Annotated in this window: 18 protein-coding genes; 15 read left to right on the forward strand and 3 right to left on the reverse strand. The window is 49.2% G+C overall.

Features of this window, described 5'->3' with window-relative positions; translation table 11 throughout:
* Nucleotides 1–208 precede the first annotated feature (208 nt).
* Together IEW26_RS27535 and rlmN are read left to right on the forward strand one after the other, a co-directional pair.
* A complete protein-coding gene (locus tag IEW26_RS27535) occupies nucleotides 209–1,564 on the forward strand; it encodes a sodium-dependent transporter (RefSeq protein WP_188594717.1) in 1,356 nt (451 codons plus the stop codon).
* A gap of 173 nt (nucleotides 1,565–1,737) precedes the next feature.
* Complete coding sequence (gene rlmN, locus IEW26_RS27540; protein ID WP_188594718.1) at nucleotides 1,738–2,859, forward strand: dual-specificity RNA methyltransferase RlmN; 1,122 nt, start codon at nucleotides 1,738–1,740, stop codon at nucleotides 2,857–2,859.
* 108 nt (nucleotides 2,860–2,967) lie between these two features.
* Here rlmN and IEW26_RS27545 read toward each other — a convergent pair whose 3' ends face one another.
* Nucleotides 2,968–3,408, reverse strand: coding sequence for a GNAT family N-acetyltransferase (locus IEW26_RS27545; RefSeq protein ID WP_188594719.1), 441 nt, complete (start codon nucleotides 3,406–3,408; stop codon nucleotides 2,968–2,970).
* 180 nt (nucleotides 3,409–3,588) lie between these two features.
* On the opposite strand from IEW26_RS27545, the gene IEW26_RS27550 reads away from it, so the two are divergent.
* The 6 genes from IEW26_RS27550 (at nucleotide 3,589) to IEW26_RS27575 (ending at nucleotide 8,569) form a co-directional block, all read left to right on the forward strand.
* Nucleotides 3,589–4,029 (forward strand): MarR family winged helix-turn-helix transcriptional regulator, encoded by a 441-nt coding sequence (locus IEW26_RS27550; RefSeq protein WP_229730082.1) that lies wholly within the window; start codon nucleotides 3,589–3,591, stop codon nucleotides 4,027–4,029.
* A gap of 82 nt (nucleotides 4,030–4,111) precedes the next feature.
* Entirely contained in the window at nucleotides 4,112–5,224 is a 1,113-nt protein-coding gene (locus tag IEW26_RS27555) for a glycosyl hydrolase family 8 (protein WP_188594721.1), read from the forward strand.
* A gap of 7 nt (nucleotides 5,225–5,231) precedes the next feature.
* A complete protein-coding gene (locus tag IEW26_RS27560) occupies nucleotides 5,232–6,107 on the forward strand; it encodes a diguanylate cyclase domain-containing protein (protein ID WP_188594722.1) in 876 nt (291 codons plus the stop codon).
* Between the two features lie 19 nt (nucleotides 6,108–6,126).
* Nucleotides 6,127–6,270, forward strand: coding sequence for a hypothetical protein (locus IEW26_RS27565; RefSeq protein WP_167434046.1), 144 nt, complete (start codon nucleotides 6,127–6,129; stop codon nucleotides 6,268–6,270).
* Entirely contained in the window at nucleotides 6,263–7,558 is a 1,296-nt protein-coding gene (locus IEW26_RS27570) for a glycosyltransferase family 2 protein (protein WP_188594723.1), read from the forward strand. Before IEW26_RS27565 ends, IEW26_RS27570 begins: the two co-directional genes overlap by 8 nt.
* A gap of 276 nt (nucleotides 7,559–7,834) precedes the next feature.
* Entirely contained in the window at nucleotides 7,835–8,569 is a 735-nt protein-coding gene (locus IEW26_RS27575) for a class I SAM-dependent DNA methyltransferase (RefSeq protein ID WP_188594724.1), read from the forward strand.
* Nucleotides 8,570–9,352: 783 nt separating this feature from the next.
* Here IEW26_RS27575 and IEW26_RS27580 read toward each other — a convergent pair.
* Together IEW26_RS27580 and IEW26_RS27585 are read right to left on the reverse strand one after the other, a co-directional pair.
* Nucleotides 9,353–10,144: an ABC transporter ATP-binding protein gene (locus IEW26_RS27580; protein ID WP_188594725.1), complete on the reverse strand. Its 792-nt coding sequence runs from the start codon at nucleotides 10,142–10,144 to the stop codon at nucleotides 9,353–9,355.
* 87 nt (nucleotides 10,145–10,231) lie between these two features.
* Complete coding sequence (locus IEW26_RS27585) at nucleotides 10,232–11,461, reverse strand: MFS transporter (RefSeq protein WP_111271260.1); 1,230 nt, start codon at nucleotides 11,459–11,461, stop codon at nucleotides 10,232–10,234.
* Between the two features lie 115 nt (nucleotides 11,462–11,576).
* Here IEW26_RS27585 and IEW26_RS27590 point away from each other — a divergent pair, with 115 nt between their 5' ends.
* The 7 genes from IEW26_RS27590 to IEW26_RS27620 all read left to right on the forward strand — a co-directional run bounded on the left by IEW26_RS27590 (nucleotide 11,577) and on the right by IEW26_RS27620 (nucleotide 19,710).
* Nucleotides 11,577–12,461 carry a helix-turn-helix domain-containing protein gene (locus IEW26_RS27590; RefSeq protein WP_188594726.1) on the forward strand — a complete coding sequence of 295 codons (885 nt, stop codon included), beginning with the start codon at nucleotides 11,577–11,579 and terminating at the stop codon, nucleotides 12,459–12,461.
* Nucleotides 12,462–12,901: 440 nt separating this feature from the next.
* Nucleotides 12,902–13,807, forward strand: coding sequence for an ABC transporter permease (locus tag IEW26_RS27595; protein WP_188594751.1), 906 nt, complete (start codon nucleotides 12,902–12,904; stop codon nucleotides 13,805–13,807).
* Nucleotides 13,808–13,835: 28 nt separating this feature from the next.
* A complete protein-coding gene (locus IEW26_RS27600) occupies nucleotides 13,836–14,720 on the forward strand; it encodes a carbohydrate ABC transporter permease (protein ID WP_229730081.1) in 885 nt (294 codons plus the stop codon).
* Between the two features lie 89 nt (nucleotides 14,721–14,809).
* The gene (locus IEW26_RS27605; RefSeq protein ID WP_111271257.1) at nucleotides 14,810–16,405 is read left to right on the forward strand and encodes an extracellular solute-binding protein; all 1,596 of its coding nucleotides are present in this window, start codon (nucleotides 14,810–14,812) and stop codon (nucleotides 16,403–16,405) included.
* 38 nt (nucleotides 16,406–16,443) lie between these two features.
* A complete protein-coding gene (locus tag IEW26_RS27610) occupies nucleotides 16,444–17,412 on the forward strand; it encodes a LacI family DNA-binding transcriptional regulator (protein WP_188594727.1) in 969 nt (322 codons plus the stop codon).
* Between the two features lie 94 nt (nucleotides 17,413–17,506).
* The gene (locus tag IEW26_RS27615) at nucleotides 17,507–18,619 is read left to right on the forward strand and encodes a glycoside hydrolase family 88/105 protein (RefSeq protein ID WP_188594728.1); all 1,113 of its coding nucleotides are present in this window, start codon (nucleotides 17,507–17,509) and stop codon (nucleotides 18,617–18,619) included.
* The gene (locus IEW26_RS27620; protein WP_188594729.1) at nucleotides 18,616–19,710 is read left to right on the forward strand and encodes a pectinesterase family protein; all 1,095 of its coding nucleotides are present in this window, start codon (nucleotides 18,616–18,618) and stop codon (nucleotides 19,708–19,710) included. Before IEW26_RS27615 ends, IEW26_RS27620 begins: the two co-directional genes overlap by 4 nt.
* Nucleotides 19,711–20,344 lie beyond the last annotated feature (634 nt).

A 20,344-nucleotide genomic window follows, 5' to 3' on the forward strand; every position in this document is an offset into this window, starting at 1 on the left:
TCCTTATAGACGGCGGTCTGGAGCATCTCTTTTTTGTATTCGTCCGTTGTGTTTCCTCTGAGAGGTTCATGGTTAAGCTATAACTAATTGTTGCATACTGGAATGAAGCCCATATGGTAAATTTTCGACAAATTGTGATTTATGCATGACCTGACACACGGAGTAGTATATAATTACGGGAAAACTTTAAAGTGATGGAGTAGATACAATGAATTTGAGTAAGTCGAACCTGGACCCGAACCAACCTGGCAAAGGAGAGCGTTTCTCACGTGCCGGTTTCATTCTGGCGGCTATTGGCAGCTCGGTGGGCCTCGGCAACATGTGGAAATTCCCATATATTACAGGTGAAAACGGAGGGGCGGCGTTTTTCCTGCTCTTTATCGTCTGTCTGCTGCTGATCGGACTGCCTGTCCTGCTTGCGGAGCTTGCGATTGGACGCAGTGGCCGCGGCAGTGCTGCTACCGCTTTTATCAAAGCGGGCGGACATAAAGGCTGGCTCGCAGCAGGACTGCTGCAAGTGTTGACACCGTTTATCATTCTGTCCTTCTATGTCATCATTGCAGGCTGGACGCTGCATTATGCTGTAACTTCGTTTAGCGGCACATTGTTTAACAATCCGGATTATGCCGGACAATTCAATTCATTTGTAGGCGGGTACATGCCGATTGTCTGGCAGTTCGTTTCCGTGCTGATTACAGCTTGGATCGTTGCCAAAGGTGTATCCAACGGGATCGAGAAGTTTAATAAAATTTTGATCCCGTCGATGTTGGTGCTGCTCATTATTCTAATGATTCGTGCCATTACATTGCCCGGCTCAGGGGCAGGTGTCTCCTTTTTCCTGAACCCGGACTTCTCACAGCTTACTACGGAGTCGGCACTTGTCGCGCTTGGACATGCCTTCTTCTCGCTATCGCTCGGGATGGGTATTCTTGTAACCTACGGCTCGTATGTGGACAAAAATCAATCTCTTGGCGCCGCAACGGTTGCTGTCGGTGCAGGCGATCTGCTGTACGCCTTTATCGCAGGGCTGATTATTTTCCCGACGACGTTCTCGTTTGGCATCGCGCCTGACCAAGGGCCTTCCCTGATCTTCATTGCACTGCCTGCAGCATTCTCGGCGATGCCGCTAGGCTTCCTGTTCGCTGGCTTGTTCTTCATTTTGCTGGCGATTGCGGCATTAACATCTGCCGTATCCCTGCTTGAGGTTCCCGTGAAATATTTCATGGAGCGGTTCGCATGGAGCCGTAATCGTGCGGTGTGGAGCATTGCTCTGGCGGTATTTATCGTGGGTCTGCCTTCGGTATTGTCGCTTGGACTGTTCCCGGAGTGGAAGATCGGATCGAAAAATGTATTCGACTGGCTGGACTTCATGGCATCAAACATTTTGCTGCCGGTTGGCGGGCTGTTGGTTACGATCTTTGCAGGTTATTTCTGGAAAACGGCTGCCGAGGCTTCCGGTCTAAGCTCTCGCTGGTTCCGCATCTGGCTGTTTATGCTGCGTTATGTCGCGCCAATTCTCGTTCTGCTGGTGCTGCTGCACACGTCTGGTATCATTCGTTTCTAAAAGGTCTGAGAGCTGTTCAGGCTGTTACGCAGATTTACCATGCATAAAACCTCTTGGAAGAAATGCAAAAGCCCTTGTGTTCCCCTGTTAATTTTGGGACAATACAGAGTAGAGGTTTTTTGGGTAAGACAACCGATGAGCCATATGCTTTTTTGCGAAAAGAGGTTTATACCATGATTAAATCATCCATATATGGATTAACATTAGAGCAATTACGTGACTGGCTGCCCGAGCATGGGCAGAAGAAATCCCGCGCTTCCCGCATCTGGGAGTGGTTGTACCAGGAGCGAGTGCATGATTTTGCAGGTATGGCGGATGTTCGTCAGGAATGTCTGGATGTACTTGCGGAGCATTTAACAATGAACTCACTCCAGGAGCATGTGAAGCAGGAGTCCTCGGACGGTACGGTGAAATTCCTGCTCCGTCTGCAAGACGGCAACCTGATTGAGACCGTGCTGATGCGGCAAAAATACGGTTTGACTGTCTGCGTAACAACGCAGGTCGGATGCAACATCGGCTGCAGCTTCTGCGCGAGCGGGTTGATCAAGAAAAGCCGTGATCTCACCGCTGGCGAGATTGTGGAGCAGATCATGCATGTACAGCGGCATCTGGATGCTGCCGGGCAAGGTGAGCGCGTCACGAACGTTGTGGTGATGGGCATTGGCGAACCGTTTGACAACTTCGAGCATATGAGCAACTTTATCGAAGTGATCAAGGATCGCAAGGGGCTGGCGCTGGCTGCGAAACGGATCACGGTATCCACAAGCGGTCTGCCGGATAAAATCAAGGAGTTTGCAGACAGCAGTCTGCAAGTCAACCTGGCAATATCCCTGCATGCGCCGAATAATGAGCTGCGCACTCAGATCATGAAGATCAACCGGGCCTTCCCGATTGAACAATTGATGGATGCTGTAGATTATTATCTGGAGAAAACAAACAAACGCATTATGTTTGAATACATTTTGCTTCGGGGTGTGAATGATCAGCGCGAGCATGCGGCCGAGCTGGCTGAACTGCTGTCCAGCCGCAAGAGCATGGTCAGCGTGAATCTGATTCCGTACAATCCGGTGGATGAGCACAGCCAGTATCAGCGGAGCACCGAAGAATCCATTCTGGGCTTCTATGATACGTTGAAGAAGAACAACATTAATTCAACGGTGCGTATGGAGCATGGTACAGACATTGATGCCGCCTGCGGACAACTGCGCAGCAAACAGATGAAGAACAATGCGGAAGCCGAAGCTAAGGGCAAGTCTGATATAAAAACAGATGCAAGTCGTCTTGCTATGGGTTAAACTTTTCACCTAAGCACAGCAACACCATACGATTAATGCTAATAGTCAAACGCCTCTATCCCGTTACCACTGAATGAAGTGGAGGGTAGAGGCGTTTTTGGTTACGCGTTATTTCAGCTGTTTGGTCATCAGCAGATGGGGAATGCCATCCTCCATAAACACATCGGAAGCAGGAGCGTAGCCCAGACGTTCATAGAAGCCGGAAGCCTGTACTTGGGCGTGCAGCTTGGCCTTTTTCAGTCCGTCCGCGAGTGCCATTTCCTCCAGCTTGTTGATCAACACACGGCCCAGACCATGCTTGCGGTAATCCAGCATGACACAGATGCGCTCCAGCTTGGCGACATTCTCGACGATGCGAAGTCTTGAAGAGGCAGCTGGCACCCCGTCTACATAGAGCAGGATATGGCGCGCTTCCGTGCCTAATGCATCATATTCATCAAATTCCTCCGCCGCAGATACGCCCTGTTCTTCTACAAAGATCGCAGTCCGAATGGCAAAACACGCATCAAGCAGGGCTTGGCTGTCAGCATCGACAATCGTTATATTCATCAATCGATTCTCCTTCGCATGATCGTAATATCGCAATGAATGCGAACGTGATAAACTAGTGTAGTTATATCATCAATTATGTTGTGAATGCAACAATTTTATAGGAGTGTGAGCGCTGTGAATGAATCGAATGAATCACTTGCACTTGATGAGCCAAGAGAGGTGCTGCGTGAGATTGGCATGATTGCCCGCTGTCTGGACTCCATCAGCAACGTTGAATTCCAGCATCTGAACCTGTCCCGGGGGCAATATTTGTATCTGTACCGCATCTGCGAGAATCCCGGCATCATTCCGAACCAGCTGGCTGAACTGATCAAAGTGGATCGTACAACTGCAGCCCGGGCCATCACCAAGCTCGAATCGGATGGTTTCATTGTCAAACAGCCTGCATTGGGTAATAAGAAGAATAAGGTGCTGTATCCAACAGCGGCAGGGCTGGAAGCATGGGAGTTTATTCGCAGAGAAGGCGTGCACTCGGACCAGGTGACACTGAATGGATTGACAGAAGATGAGATTCAGACAGCGATACAGCTTTTGCGCAGAATGAGGCATAACATCGAGGTAGATTGGAAATTCGTTAAAAAGGGCGGTCGCCGCTCATACATGGATAACGATGAATAAGCGCACACTTTGGATAAGACCTGCTTCTCTTGTCAGAAGAGGTACTGCTGCTCTGTCTTATATCCCTGTCAGGAGGAATGGTGTGAAATTTATTTTTCGCAATAAACGCTCATGGTACATACTGCTGCTTGCCGCTTTATCTGTGGCAATTTTACTGCTTTGGAGGGAGCGGTTTGTGATGGAAAAGGTTTCGCCTACAGCTCTCTTTATTGAAGAGCACATGACAAATCCCAATGGTACGCTGGCTACCTATCTGAAGGATGCGGTGTCTGAGAAAGCGGATATCGTAGCGGGAAGAGAGGCATTGTCGGAATCGCTGGGGTTGTGGATGCAGTATGCTTTGGCAATGGATGATGAGCCCTTGTTCCAGAAGGCTTATTCCCAGCTCCAGACGTATTATGTGATCCGGCCTGATCTCTATATCGCCTGGAAGCTGGATACGCAGGGCAAGGCTCATGTAGCGACCAATGCGCTGGGCGATGATCTGCGAATTATGGGAGCGCTGCTGCAAGCGGCTGACCGCTGGGAGCAAGGTAGAGCAGAAAAGCTGGCCACAGCATCGGCTCTGGCAAGAACCTTGACACAGCGAACCGAGCAGCGGGGTTACATGGTTGATTTTTATGATTTTGAAGGCAGAAATTCCACCAATACGTTAAGTCTTGTGTATATCGACCTGCTCGCACTGAAAGCGATGAGAGATCATCAGATGCTGGAACCGAAAGCTTATGAGCGCTACGTCAGCGTACTGCATAAAATGCCTGATGATGGACTATTCTATCCGAAGAGCTTTGATGTTATAAACGAGATGTATACCTACGATACCAAGGTGAATCTGATTGATCAGCTCATCGTGGCGAATCATGTGATGGAGTCAGGCAGCAGACCTGACAAGCTTATTGCATTTCTGAAAAAAGAGTTCGAGACTCGGGGCCAGCTTCCCGGCCAGTATGAACGCACAACTCGCACACCAGCTGTGAATTACGAATCAGCTTCGGTGTACGGCCTCACGATGCTGCTTGCTGTTCGTTCAGGTGAAGAAGCTTGGGGCAAACAGCTGTACAAGCATATGATCACCTTGCGGGGGGAGGATTCCCGTTATCCGGGCGGTTATGTGTTTGATGGAAACACACATCTGTTCGATAATCTGTTTCCGCTTCTCGGGGAAACGGCTTTGTATAATTTGCTGAAAAAGTAGGAGACCTATGAAAAATAACGCGATTACCCATCGTCTTGCCTGGGGATATGCCATTTTGATCGGCCTTGCCATCTTGCAGCAACTTCTGGTGTATCTGCATCTGTACATGAATCAGAGCTATACCCTGCTTCATATCGGTTTAAGCACCGCATCACTTGCGGCGCTCGCTTTAGGACTTTTACTGCCTGTTGGCGTATCGGTTGTCCTTGGTTTTGTATATCTGGTCATTTATTTTGTGTGGTTGGTAACATTTGCAGATTCCAATGTACTGGTGTTTTCGTGGTGGCTGCTTATCCCGGCGAACTTGGCGATCTCAGCTGTTATCAAGAGAAGGCTGGTGCGGAGCGCACGCATTATTGAACGTCTGGAGCAGATGAAGGACCACAATCCCGAGATTGATCTGGACACGACACTAGGCAACAAGCAGGCGCTTGCAGATACATTAATCAAACAGAGCAACCTTGCCCGCCGGTATTCCGATTGTTATGGATTCTGCATTGCCATGTTCAAGATTGAATTTCTGCCGCTTGTGATGGAGTCGCTTGGTTCCGTGCGATATGCGCAGTTCTTGCTAGAGATTTCTCAGACGATCCAGAAGCAGATTCGCTATGAGGATTACAAATTTTTTGTAGACCGCGGCCGGTTTGTCATTCTGTGTCCGATGGTGAATACCGATTATTTACCGATGCTGACCCGCCGGATCAAAAAAAATGTGATGGATCTGGAGGTGCTCGACAAGCGGGGGAACGACCTGCAGACGGTAATTAAATCCGGTGCACTCGTGTTCCAGAAGGAGCAGTTCAGCAAGTATGACAATATCGACGCTGTGCTTGCTGCACTGGAACGTAATACGGAGACGGATCTGATTGGAGAATACATCTAACGGGAAGGGGCGGAGACGAATGGATTATATGACTTGGTTTATTCCGATCTGTATTGCTGTCAGCTGCATCTTTGCGGTATTTACGATCCTGTTAACCATTGCGACGCTTCGTTTTCGCTCCAGGGTGATCCGCAGATATGATCGGAGGAAAACGGGTGGCTGACATCATTCTGATCTTGTCGATATTCAGTATCTGGATTGCTGTATTTGAATCGATTGTTATTATGGCAGGTGCAATTCGTTTTATTCGCAAGCAGGAGAAGAGAGGTATTCAGATTCCAGAAAATATGGATCATTATCCAACCGTCACGGTGATGGTACCTGCTCATAACGAAGGGCTCGTCATTGTGGCAACCGTGGAGCACATTCTGCGTCTGAATTATCCTGAAGACAAGATACAGCTCATCGTCATTGCGGATAATTGCACGGATGATACGGCAGAGCGACTGCATACCTTTCTGGGTCAAACGAGTTATGCGCATCGCAATGTTACCGTTCTCGAGCGTAAGGGCACCGGAGGCAAGTCCGGCGCGCTAAACGACGGGCTGGGGCTGGCGACGGGAGAATGGATCTGCATATTTGATGCGGACGCCGCACCCGAGCGTAACTCACTCATGTTTCTGGCACAAAAATCCCTGGAAGACCCTGAACGTTATGGTGTCGTATTTGGCCGGAACAAGGCACGTAACCGGGGGCAGAATTTTCTCTCCAAATGCATCAATCTGGAGATTATAACTTCCCAGCGTATATACCACACAGGACTGTGGGAGCTGTTCAAACTTGGAACCATTCCGGGCACGAATTACATTATCAAAAGCAAGCTTATCCGCGAAATCGGCGGTTGGGATGTGACCGCCATTACCGAGGATACGGCTCTGTCGTTCGAGATTATGAACCGCGGCCAGCTGGTCGCGCTTGCACCGCAAGCAGAAGCGTATCAGCAGGAGCCGGAGCAGCTGCGTGTATACATGAAGCAGCGCGAGCGCTGGGCGAAGGGCAACTATCAGGTTGTACTGGATAACATTCATAACCTGTTTAATCGCTCAAGCTGGCGCAATAAATTGCTGGTGCTGTATTATGCGGTCAGTTATTTCTGGTTTATGCTGGCGATTATCGTGTCTGACATTATCTTTGTGGTGAACCTTGTGTACCAGGTCATTGCCATCTTCAAACCGGAGGTTCGTTCGCCATTCCAGTTTGCCGGCGATGCCTATGTGTATCTGGTTATTGGCTGGGCCTTGATGTACTTTATCTATGTGCTGCAAATCAATCTGGCACTGGCAGCGGATATCGGGCAGAGCAACACCCGCAATTTTATCTATGCGTGTGTATCGTATTTTACCTATGCGCAGCTGTTCATCCTGATTTCGATTCGCGCATTCTACAATTTGCTGCTGGACAAAATACGCAAACGCGAGAGCAAATGGTACAAAACGGAACGTTTTGGATAGACAATCGCCCCTTTTCAAAAGGGAAAATCCAGTGATAACAGCGAAGCCTGCTTCCGATGCAGCTTTCTTGTAGAAAACTTTCAGGCGAACGCTTCGCTTTTTCAGTTTTTTTCTGTCCTCTTCAGTGTTAAGGCTGTTTACGGATAATTAATCCGTAAGCGGTCTTTTTGTCATGGCGGGAGCTTGTTATATTTGGTATACTTTTACAGATAATAGGTGGCAAAAGAATGTGTTAATGAGCGTCAAATGAATGAACGGAACGGAGGTTAGTAAAGGATGAGTGAAAAGGGCTCGGATTTTTATGATAATGATGCTGTATTTCAGACGTATATGGAACACCGCCAAGGACGGGACAATGCCAATGATACACTGGAGAAGCCGGTTATGCTGGAGCTGATCGGGGATGCCTCAGGCAAGAACATTCTGGATCTCGGCTGCGGGGATGCGAGATTTGCCGCAGAGCTGCTGGGAGAAAGGCACAAGGGCTCGGCCTATACAGGCGTTGAGGGCTCAATCAATATGGTCACAGCCGCCCGCGACTCGGTTAAGGGGTTAAATGCCCGAATCGAGCACTCTTATCTGGAGGAATGGACGTATCCCGCCGATACATATGACCTTGCGATATCAAGATTGGCTATTCACTATATTGAGGATGTGAACAGCCTGTTCCGGAGAGTATATGCTACGCTGCGTAAGCAGGGGCTGTTTGTCTTCTCGGTGGAGCATCCAGTCATTACTTCAACGCTTCAGCCTTCAGGCATGCGTACGAACTGGGTTGTGGATCAATATTTCGTTGAAGGATATCGGGAGCAGCAGTGGCTCGGGGGTTCTGTGAAGAAAATGCACCGTTCCGTAGAATCCTATTATACTGCGCTGCAGCAGGCCGGATTCCGTGTGGAGCAGCTGCGTGAATCTGCACCGCAGCGTGCCTACTTCACGGATGAAGAGACCTACGAGCGAAGAAAACGCATCCCGCTATTCCTGTTCCTGGCAGCCCGTAAACTGGATTGAACTACAACCAGAAGCCGGGAAGGCTGGATGCGTGGATCGCAAAAGTTAAGTTATACTCAGATAAGCCAAAGTTCTGCACAGAAAACCGTGGATAACACAACATATAGGAGTAAAAAGCCCAAAAACTATCCACATGTGGATAAGATTTCGGGCTTTGTGTATTTTTTTATCCCCACAGTCCGTTATTTCAGGCTTTTCTGTCTTCATCCATCGAGACACAGCGGCAAAATTTCGCCCATCTCCCATGGCAAGTTTGCCACTACGAGCGCTAACGATCAGGAGAAGCCTTATTTCGGCGTTTTTGGGCTTTGGAAAATTCTAACGATTCACAGAGACGCTATTCGGCTGAGATCAACCTGTTTATGGGCATTATTCAGTATTTCGAATAAAATAAGCCTCCTGGAGATCGTTAGAATTCTGGTGCCCCCGATTCAGGGCAAATAAGCTTCCTGAGGATCGTTAGGATTCCATCTCCTAGGGCGTATCTTGAAACCTAATGAAGTGCATCTTTCACCCCTTTATCGCCCCCTGCTACGTCAAATCCCTCTTGACGTGCCCCGGTACGCCTGCGGGAAACTTCCTTACTTGGAACGAAAATTCGGCAAAATTGGCTTTCTTCAGCGTTTTCAGACAAGCCCTGATTGAGCAGCCTGCATATGCTGGTATTCTTGCCCCATTACAGCCCCTCTTCACCGATCATGGACCAGCTTTGTGTCAGATTCTAAAGCCGTCGATTCTTTAATTCAATTTGCTTAGCTAAAATTTGTATAGCCGTATAGCTTGCTATTTCTGGCCTTGAGACGATGCCGCCCGGACATAGACCCGCTCACCATGCCGATCCACCTCTACTGGTGCTTCGAAGAAATCACTTAACACATCCTGAGTCATCAGCTCCTCCGTGAGCCCGTTCCCGAAGACCTCTCCCCGCCGGAGCAGAAGACTATGCCTGAAAACAGGCAGTATTTCCTCTGTATGGTGTGTTACATAGATCAGCGAAGGAGTATCCGGGCGTTCGGTCAGCTCCTGAATGCTTTGCAGCAGATGCTCACGGGAAAATAGATCGAGTCCATTGCAGGGCTCGTCCAGAATAAGCAGCTGCGGGTTCGCCATCAGAGCGCGGGCAATGAGCAGCTTCTGCTTCTCCCCTTGAGAACATGTCCGGTATTCGCGGTCCCAGAGATGCTCACAGCCAAGTGTCTGCATCCAGTGCTTGGCCTGTTCCAGATCCTCGCCTTCCAGCTTGTCATACAGACCAATCGTGGCATGTTTGCCGCTGATAACCACATATTGTGTGCGGTCAGTCGCATACAGCTTCTCTTGCAGGGAAGAGCTGACCCAGCCGATGGACTTCCGCAATTCCCTCAGGTCCACACTGCCGTATTCATGGCCGAGCACCGAGATGCTGCCTTCCGTGGGCCACAGGTAGCCAGTGATCATGTTGAGAAGCGTTGTTTTGCCTGAGCCATTCAGGCCAAGCAGCGCCCAGTGTTCGCCCTTGTGTACACGCCAGCTGACATCGTGCAGCAGCGTGAGCGGCCCTCTTTTCCAAGTGACATGCTGTACATCAATCATCATTTGACTATTCCTTCTCTCTGTTAAATATCGCTCGTCCTGATCCTCATCTTATTGTATTGAACCTGCTGTTGAAGTTTCAATAGCTTGTTAGACTTTAGCGGGTTGATCACGGCGCAAGAATACAGCACACACGCCAATCAGGGGCAGAAAGGAACACAGTCGGATGACGAATGAAAGGCTGGTCATATCGATCAGAGAACCGATGACCACCGAGCCAAGTCCAGCCATGCCAAACGACAGACCGAAAAACAAACCCGATACTGTACCAATGTGACGCGGAAGCAATTCCTGAGCGTAGACAATAATAACACTGAAGCCGGACATCAGGATTAATCCGATGATGCCACACAGCACCATGGACAAGACGGGGCCTGCATAAGGAAGCAGAAGTGAGAACGGAGCAGTACCCGCAATGGAAAACCAGATCATCGGTTTGCGTCCGAAGCGGTCTGCGAGTGGTCCGCCAAGCAGGGTCCCGAGCATGCCTGCGAATTGAAGGATAAACAAGCAGAGCTGTGCCTTCGAGAGTGGAAGATGATGCACATCCGTATAATAAAAGGCGTAGTATCCTGTCATAGCCGCAATATAAACAAACTTGGAGAATAACAGCAGGATGAGAACACTCATGGATATTACGATTCGTCTTCGACTCACGGGCTGAAGCGGTGCTTCAGATTCATGCGGCGCATGCTGTACAGACTGTGCCCGATGGATGCGTTCGGCGTTCAGCTTGTTTTTGTACCAACGACTAACCGAGGCCTGGATAACAATGCCGATAAGGGCAAAGACCATCAGCCACAGAAATTGCAGCTGACCATGCGGAAGCAGTACAAATGCTACCAGCAGGGGAGCAAGAGCCTGCCCGGTATTTCCGCCAACCTGAAAGATGGACTGTGCCATGCCGCGACCTCGTCCAGCTGCCAGATGAGCTACACGCGAGGATTCAGGGTGGAGAATGGATGAGCCGATACCAATCAGTGATGCGGATACGAGCAGCATCCACAACGATGAAGAGAAGGCAAATCCGAGAATGCCGAATAAGGAAAATAACATGCCGCCTGGCAGCAGAAAAGGCATCGGTTTGCGATCAGAAATATAGCCGACCAGCGGCTGCAGCACCGAAGCGGTAATATTTAGCGCGAAGGCGATCCAGCCCATCTGCGCAAAACTGAGCTGCATGGCCTGCTGAAACAACGGAAAGGCAGATGTAACAACCGTTTGCATGGCATCGTTCAGCAGATGGGCGAAGCTAACTCCTGCGAGCGCCCAGTTCGCTGTGTGGTTAAGTTGAATTTTGTTTAAGGCAGCTTGTGCCATCTTAGATCACCTCGGATATTTTTATCCATAATAAAAGATAGCGGCAGACCTTGTCTTTGTGAAAAGTGCTTGGAAAATAAGCACGATTTGCTATAATGTCAGCAGGTGAGAAACGATGGAATTAAACATGACCTTAAATGGTTTGAAGTTATGGAAGGCTTCTGGCGGGTTCGCGAATGAACCCCATGTACATGATGACTGGTATCAGATAACCCTGCCGATTAAAGGTCAATGCTTGCTGGTGCAGGAACAGCAGACCTATTCATTACAGGCTGGAGTCGGCGTTGTTGCGCAGCCCCGGATGGAGCACTTTTTCCAGATTGGTTCAGATGCAGCCGTCATTGTCATCAAGTTTCGTAATCTGCCAGGAGGGTTGGCGGACCGCAGTTCAACAGCAGTTTCTTCAGAATTACAGGTTACCCAGGCTTTCGATCCCGCAGAGATCAGCAGGCTGTTCCGGGGATGGCATGTGACCGGGCTGGAGGATGAACCTGACCCGTTGCTTATTCAGGAAACCGAGCTGGCTGTAGAGCAGTATCTTGAACGCATATTGTCTGTACCCGAGCATTCGCCCGGATCGGTAAGAGGAGATGGCTCCGCACTGGCAGAGATCCCCAAGGGTTTATTGCTATCAGGCCCTCATCGCCCTCATTTCCTTGGCGCTACTAGAAGTCATGCAGGAATAGATCCTCATATGCAGCGTGTACTGGAGTATATCCACAGTGACTTTACAAACACGATGGACATTGACTCTATGGCAGCGGTAGCGCACCAGAGCAGGTATCATTTTATGCGCTCGTTCAAAATGCTGACAGGCTCAACGCCATACCAGTATCTACTGAATTTACGAGTGGAGGAAGCCGCCAGTCGTCTGCGTTATACAACCGAATCGGTGACGGCAATTAGCTTTGCATTGGGATTCTCACATGTCAGTCAGTTCTACAGGGCATTCCAGCGCGTCAAAGGTGTTACGCCAATGCAGTTTCGCAATCAGTTGTAATATATATGACAATGCGGATGTGAGGCCGCGGAAATATATGATAAATCATAATGCAGAGGCAGAATAGCTATCCTATTCTTGCCTTTTTTTATGGCGTCTGCCAGTGTACGAATTTTGCGATCAAGGGTTGACCTGGGGCTAATCATTCAAAAAAAGCATGTCATCAGTAATTTTGTTGTTGCTAAACGATGAGGACTCTGATAAGATGGGAAAAAGTTTATGTAAGCGTATACATTTAGAGCTAAATTACAACGTTGTAATTGTCGACGCTTTAAGTTGAACTGCATATTATATGCTTGTTTATCAAAGTGATTACTTGATTTTTAAATCTATCTCAGATGTGGGTGTACGTTGAGCAAAGAGATAGGATTTTATTTTTAAACAAAAATTCAAACGTTGTAATTATGAGATGAAGGGGAGTGTTTACGTTGAAAAAACGCATGTCCACGCTGTTCAGCCTGATTCGGCGGGATAAGTATTTGCTGCTGATGTTTTCACCCATTTTTCTGTATTACGTCATTTTTATGTATCTGCCGATGCCTGGTGTGCTGTTGGCATTTCGTAATTTTATGCCCGGGCAGGGCATGTTTAGCGGAGAGTGGGTGGGCCTGCGCTGGTTTGAGCAGTTTGTGAACTCGATTTACTTCTGGCGACTGCTGCGCAACACCTTTTTGCTGGCTTTTCTGCCGCTCTTGTTCGGTTTCTCCATCCCCATTCTATTTGCAGTCTGCATCGTAGAGATTAAGAACCACACCTTTAAACGCTTCGCGCAAACCGTAACCTATCTTCCTCACTTTATCTCCACCGTTGTGGTGGCCGGTATGATTATCAACTTTTTGTCACCTACGGACGGTATTGTGAACACCCTCATCGCAAGTCTCGGCATGGAAAAAATAAATTTCATGATGGACGCCGGCTGGTTCCGCACCATCTTCACCAGTTCCGACATCTGGCAGAGCTTTGGCTTCAGCTCCATTATCTACATCGCAGCCATCATGGGCATTGATCCCGAAATGTACGACTCCGGCAAAATCGACGGCGTGAACAAATTTCAAGAGCTGTGGCATCTGACACTTCCTAGTATTAAACCAACGATTGTCATTCTGCTGCTTCTGTCGCTCGGCGGCATTATGAGTGTAGGCTTCGAGAAAGTCTATCTGCTCTATAACGGGGCCACGTATGAAACAGCGGATGTGCTGTCCACCTATGTATACCGGATGGGGATCGAGGGCCAGAACTATGGCTTCGCAACAGCGGTCGGCCTGTTCAATTCCATCATCACGTTTGTGCTTGTTTTTGCAGCCAATGCCATGACCCGCCGCCTGACCAAAATGTCACTCTGGTAAAACCACACTGAATTAAAGGAGAGCCTGTATGATGCAAAAATCGAGAAGTGACCGATTGTTCTATGTCTTTGTCTACCTGCTGACCATCCTGGCCGTTGTTGTCACCCTATATCCGTTCCTGTACGTGGTCAGCATTTCCTTCAGCTCGGTGGATGCAATCGACAAGCAAAAAGTGGTGCTCTGGCCTGTCGGCTTCACACTTTCAGGCTACCAGATGGTGCTGCAATACAAGGAGTTGTGGGTGTCTTTCTATAACACCGTCTGGTACACCGTTGTAGGCACGCTGCTGAACATTGTGGCAACCTGTCTGGCAGCATTTCCATTGTCGAGGCAGCAATTTTTCCTGCGGCGCAAGCTGAACTTTTTCATTGCCTTTACGATGTATTTCTCCGGTGGACTTATCCCGGTCTATATGATGATCACGTCACTTGGATTGTATAACACCCGCTGGGTAATGGTGCTGCCAGTGCTGGTGATTACATTTAACGTTATGATCTGCCGTTCCGCCTTTGAAGGCATTCCGAATGAGATATTTGAGAGCGCCAGCATTGATGGTGCAAATGAGTTAACGATGCTGTACCGTCTTGCTGTTCCGATCATCAAACCTACATTGGCTGTACTGACGCTGTATTATGCGGTATTCCACTGGAACAACTTTTTCTCGGCCCTGCTGTATCTGGGCAAACAGGATATGCAGCCCCTCCAGATGTTCCTGCGAAGGGTGCTGATTATGGCTTCGCCAGAGGTGATGCAGAAGATGGGCGGTACGATGACATCCGGTGCACTGGCGGTTTCAACGCTGCAAGTTCGTTATGTATCCATCGTGGTCAGCATTCTGCCGATCGTGATGATCTACCCGTTTATCCAACGGTACTTCGTTAAGGGCATTACCCTCGGAGCCGTGAAAGGATAGAATTTGTTACCCAGGCAGCATTGTCAGGCAGAAGGGGAGCAAGCTTTTTCAGGGAGTACAAAAGGGTTCATACCAAGGAGGAATGATGGATGAAGGTCAAAGGGGCAGGAAGAAAAAGTGTAATTGCAGCGATACTCGCGATCAGTCTGGCGGGTTGCAGCGGGGGGACGGGCGCAGGAACGGATGCGGGGAATACACCTGCCAGCTCGGAGCCGGCATTCAATTATACGGGTGCAGGACCTGTAACGGATCAACCGGATGCGAAGCTGTCCATTCTTGGAACTAATGCATGGACAACTAATGTGGACTTGTCTACCGCCGCTATTGTGAAGAAAATCGAGAGCAATGCGGGTGTGAAAGTGGATTGGGATCTGATCCCTCCTCAAAATTATGCAGATGCGGTGAATCCAAGACTGGCTGCGGGTACAGGACTCCCGGATATCGTGTACCTGCCGGATCAGGATCAATTGATGAAGTACATTAACAGCGGTCTGTTTATTCCGATTAATGATCTGGTGGAGAAGTACGGCGTCAATCTCAAAAAAATATATGAAAAGTCGCCATCGGTTAAAGCGAGTTTAACAACGCCAGATGGTAAAATGTATTATGTTCCACAGCAGACGCTGACGCGTAACTACATGCCTGTGTTCATGGTCAATGAGCGCTGGTTGAAAAAGCTGGGCTTAAATGAGCCGACTACACTCGATGAGTTTACAGCGATGCTGCGCAAATTTAAAACGGAAGATCCGAACGGCAACGGCAAAGCGGATGAAATTCCACTGTCCATGGAATCGAAGTTTGTGCCAATGGCCTTCGGTCCAGCGTTTGGACTTGATCTATCGAACAATTTCTATGCAGATGATCAAGGCAAAGTGCATTTCAGCTATTATGAGCCAGCCTACAAGGAATACCTGACATATTTGAACGGTCTGTATAAAGAAGGTTTGCTTGGGGTGGACTATGCGAGCACCACGAGCGACCAGGTTACGTCACGGATATCGCAGGATGTAACCGGGGCAACGTTTAATTTTAGCTGGTATATGTCGATGGTTTACAGCCCGCTCTTCAAGGATTACAAGCCGGAAGAGCCAATCATCAAAGGCATTCTGCCATTAAAAGGGCCGCATGGAGACCAGTTCTACATCGGGCGTACGCCAGTCAGCGGCATCTTCGGTATTAGTAAGGATAGCAAAAATCCGGAGCTGGCTTTCCGCTTCCTGGATTATGCGGTCAGTGAAGAAGCACAGACCTATTACACTTGGGGCATCAAGGATGACACCTATACGGAAGAGAATGGCGTGAAGAAATTTACGGATAAAGGTAAAGACAATGAATATATCCAGAAGCTCGGGATCGGTCCGGTCAATCTGCCAAACATTCAATCCACCGATTCTGCGGATTCCATCGTAGCTCCTTGGCATGCGAAGCTAGATAAAGAATTAGAGAAATATGTGCGTGAGCCGTTCCCGTTTGTGTATGCTCTGCCGGATGAAGCAAGCGTAGAGAGCATGGCGATGCCCGACATCACCACGTATGTAGAAGAGATGAACTTCAAGTTTATTAGCGGGGACGCAAGCCTGGATCAGTTTGACAGTTATATCGAAACACTGAAAAGTATGAATGTTGAACAGGTGATTGCAGGTAGACAGGCACAATATGATCGCTATAAAGCTGCACAGAAATAGGGTACAGGCTTCAGGCATATGAGAGGTGTTGATTCAATTTGATTACCATTAAAGATATAGCCAAACTGGCGGGAGTGAGCTACAGTACGGTATCGAAGGCACTGAATGATGATCCCCGGATCAAACCGGCGACCAAGCAGAAGGTGCTTGCGGTGGCGGAGAAACACCAATACCGGAAAAATATGCTGGCCCGGCAGCTCTCCACCGGCAGAAGCAACATCATCGGGTTTGTGCTCGATGAGCTCAGCAATCCGCTCTTCTCCAACATATCGGGCAGTCTGCATACCGAGCTGAAGAAGCGGGGGTATCAGATGATCCTGGTTGTGGCCGATGACGGGGTGGATGTATTCAGCCAGCTGCGTGTGGATGGTTGTATTCTGTGGGATTATGCGCTGGACAATCGGGACGTATTTTGGAAAAAGTTCGCGACCCTGAACATGCCCTGTTTTGTCCTTGGTACAGATGAAGCACCGAACTCTCCTTACATCAAGATCGATCGTAAGGAGGGACTCTTCAAAGCGGTGGAGCATCTGAAATCCCTCGGGCACAGCCGGATTGGATTCATCGGCAACTCGCAGCATGTGAAGCTGGAAGGATACAGGGAAGCCCTGCAGCGCACAGGTCTCGCTTTTGACGAGAATCATGTGCTGCCAGCGCATTCCTCCTGGGAGGATGGGTACTTTGCTATCCGAGATTATACATTCGGCCCGGATTCTCCGACCGCGTTTATTGGTCTGAACAACCTTGTGACGCGAGGGGCACTCCGGGCATTGCTTGAGGCGGGTTACAGTGTGCCGCGAGATATATCCATTATCGGTTACGACGATCTGCCCGATATGCAATATGCAGAGGTTGCTCTGACCACGATCGGTCCGCCGCTCGATGAACTGGCTGCTCAGGCGGCAGAGCTAATCGTATCTCTGATCCGTGACGAGCAGGTTGAGGTTCCGGTTGTTATTCAGCCTCGGCTGAATCTGCGCAATTCAACAGCAGCGTGCCGGCCGTAGTGCCGGCTTTCATAGAAAGCTTGTTATAGAATGATGGTGAGAAAGATAGTTCAGGAAGCACTCGAACCAATACAAACTACTAGGAGGTACCACAATGCAGGTACAGACGCAGTTATCCTGGTCAGAGCGAATTGCAGCTACGATCATGCAGCAGTGTAACCATGAAGGCTTCCATGCGTTCCCTTCCGGACGATGGGCGTATGTGGAAGGCATGACGTTGATGGCGATGGCGCGCACGGGAGAATTATATAACAAGCCCGAGTATATTGATTTTATGAAAAGACATATGGACTTGTACGTGCAGCCGGACGGTTCTATTGGTACGTACTCTCTCGAAGAATATAATCTGGATCAGATTAATCAGGGCAAGAACCTGTTTGCGTTACTGCATGGTGCAGTGGATGATCGTTATGCCGAAGCAGCACATCTTCTTGCCGCGCAGCTCGCAGGTCAGCCTCGAACGTCAGAAGGTGGATTCTGGCACAAAAAAATCTATCCGTTCCAGATGTGGCTGGACGGTCTGTATATGTCCTCACCCTTCCTCTCTCAATATGCAAAGACATTTCAGCATCCAGAGTTATGGGATGAGGTAGCGCATCAAATATTGCTGATTGAACAAAAGACACGTGATCCGCGCACCGGGCTTCTGTATCATGGCTGGGATGAATCGAAGGAGCAGGTCTGGGCCGATTCGGTGACCGGCTGTTCGCCGCACTTCTGGAGCCGGGCGATGGGCTGGTATGCCATGGCTATTGTGGACAGTGTGGAGTATTTTCCGCTGAACCATCCGAAGCGGGGCACAATCATTGGCATCTTCGAGCGCATGTGTAATGCGTTGGTTCGGGTGCAGGAGCCGGAAAGCGGATTATGGTTCCAAGTACTGGATCAGGGCTTCCGCAAAGGGAACTATCTCGAAGCTTCGGGTTCAAGCATGTTTGTATATGCGCTTGCCAAAGGTGTACGTCTTCGTTATCTGGAGCCTCATTTCAGGGCAGCAGCCGAGAAAGGCTGGCAGGGTCTTACTTCCAGATTGGTGGAGGAAACGGCTGATGGTGTACGGTTAAATGGCATATGCCATGGGGCAGGGCTGAGTCTGGACCGGGATGGCTCCTATAGCTACTATGTGAGCGAGGCTGTTGTAAGCGATTCCTTTATGGGTGTTGCTCCGTTGCTGCTGGCTGCCATCGAGATGGAGCGGTTGCCATGACGGATCAGCGCTTGGCAGAAGAAGGTGCAGCGGCGGGGGCATTGGGATCATCGGGCTCCGGTCCTTGCCTCACCGTTGCTTCTGATGGAACGGGGGATTATTCGAGCATCCAGGCTGCGATCGATGCGTTGCCAGACAACAGCACTGGCGGTGTTGGCGGTAGCAATGGTGATGGAGGTAGTCTTCTGATTCGAGTGAAGGCTGGCGTTTATTATGAGAAGCTGCATGTGGAGAAACCGGGTATTCATCTTATCGGTGAGGGAGCGGAGCATACCATCATCACATATGATGATCATGCGCTCAAGCGATTCCCAGACGGCTCCCAGTATCATACATTTCATTCCTATACAGCGTTTATCGGTGCGGATGATTTTACGGCAGAGGGCTTGTCATTTGTAAACTCGGCTGGTCCGGGCAAAGATGTCGGTCAGGCGCTGGCCGTGTACGTGGACGGAGATCGTGCAGTGTTTCGCCGCTGCCATTTTATCGGCCATCAGGATACGATCTTCACCGGTCCGCTGCCCGAGCAGCCCTTGGACCGCAGTTATTTTGGCGGGCCGCGTGACGGTGCGGAGCGGCGCAAATTAAGACAGTATTTCGAGAATTGTTATATCGAAGGGGATATCGATTTTATTTTTGGCTCGGCCACGGTGGTGTTCAAGGGCTGCGAGATTTTTACGAAGAGCCGTCTGACTGAAGCGGAGGTCTCCGAAGGACAGGTGAATGGCTGGATCACGGCCGCTTCCACACCGGCGGATGTACGTTACGGCTATGTATTTGTTGAGTGTGATCTGACCAGCAATGCTCCTCCGCAATCGGTGTATCTGGGCAGGCCTTGGCGGAATGATGCGAAAGTCTGTTTCCTGAACTGCTGGATGGGTGCACATGTGAAGCAGGAGGGCTGGCATAATTGGAATAAAGCAGATGCTGAAGCTACGGTTCAGTATGCAGAATACAAAAGTGCCGGTCCTGGCGCTGGACGTGCAGATCAGCGTGTTCCATGGTCACGGATATTGACGGATGAAGAAGCTGCGGAGTATGCGCTATCGCTTGTTCTATCCGGGGCGGATGGCTGGATGCCCTTTGAGTAAGCTGGCACCGGAACTTGAACTAGGTAGCGGAGCAGACATAAATGGTACAGAGTAGGAGTAGGAGTAGGAGTAGGAGCCGGAGCCGGGGAGAATAGCTACAGTCGAATCTGGAGCTTGAGCTGGAGGTGGAACGGCAACCGGAGCAGGCAATGGAACTTGATTTAAAATAAGAAGCTACAAATGAGACTTGAGACAAATTTGAAGCTGGAATTGGGATTTCAGCTGTGACTGCAGCTGGAGTTGGTGCAGGACAATCTATATCAGTTGATCTATTCATTTACACGTGAACGGAGAGGACAAAAAATCTGGTGATAACAGTGATTGGAAGGTTGTTTTGTCATCGGAGTGGGATTGTGTAAAACGTTTAATTCAACTTATATAGCCTCCTTCTCCAGTTGAAAATAATGATCTCTTACGTCGGATGCTGTTTGAAAAGGGAACAGAGGCTGTGCCTAAATTCTGAATCGGATTTAGACACAGTCTTTTGGTGCTTGCTGTCGAAGCTTGTAAGTCATTTTTTTCTCCAATGCTCTATCCTCCTGATGTGGTCAAAACTCTAACGATCTCCAGAAACACTATTTAGGCGATATCACATGTTTTTATTTTCTAACGATCCCAGGAAACCTTATTTGAA

Origin of the sequence: Paenibacillus silvae, from assembly GCF_014639235.1 — a bacterium.
In the GTDB taxonomy this organism is placed as follows: domain Bacteria; phylum Bacillota; class Bacilli; order Paenibacillales; family Paenibacillaceae; genus Paenibacillus; species Paenibacillus silvae.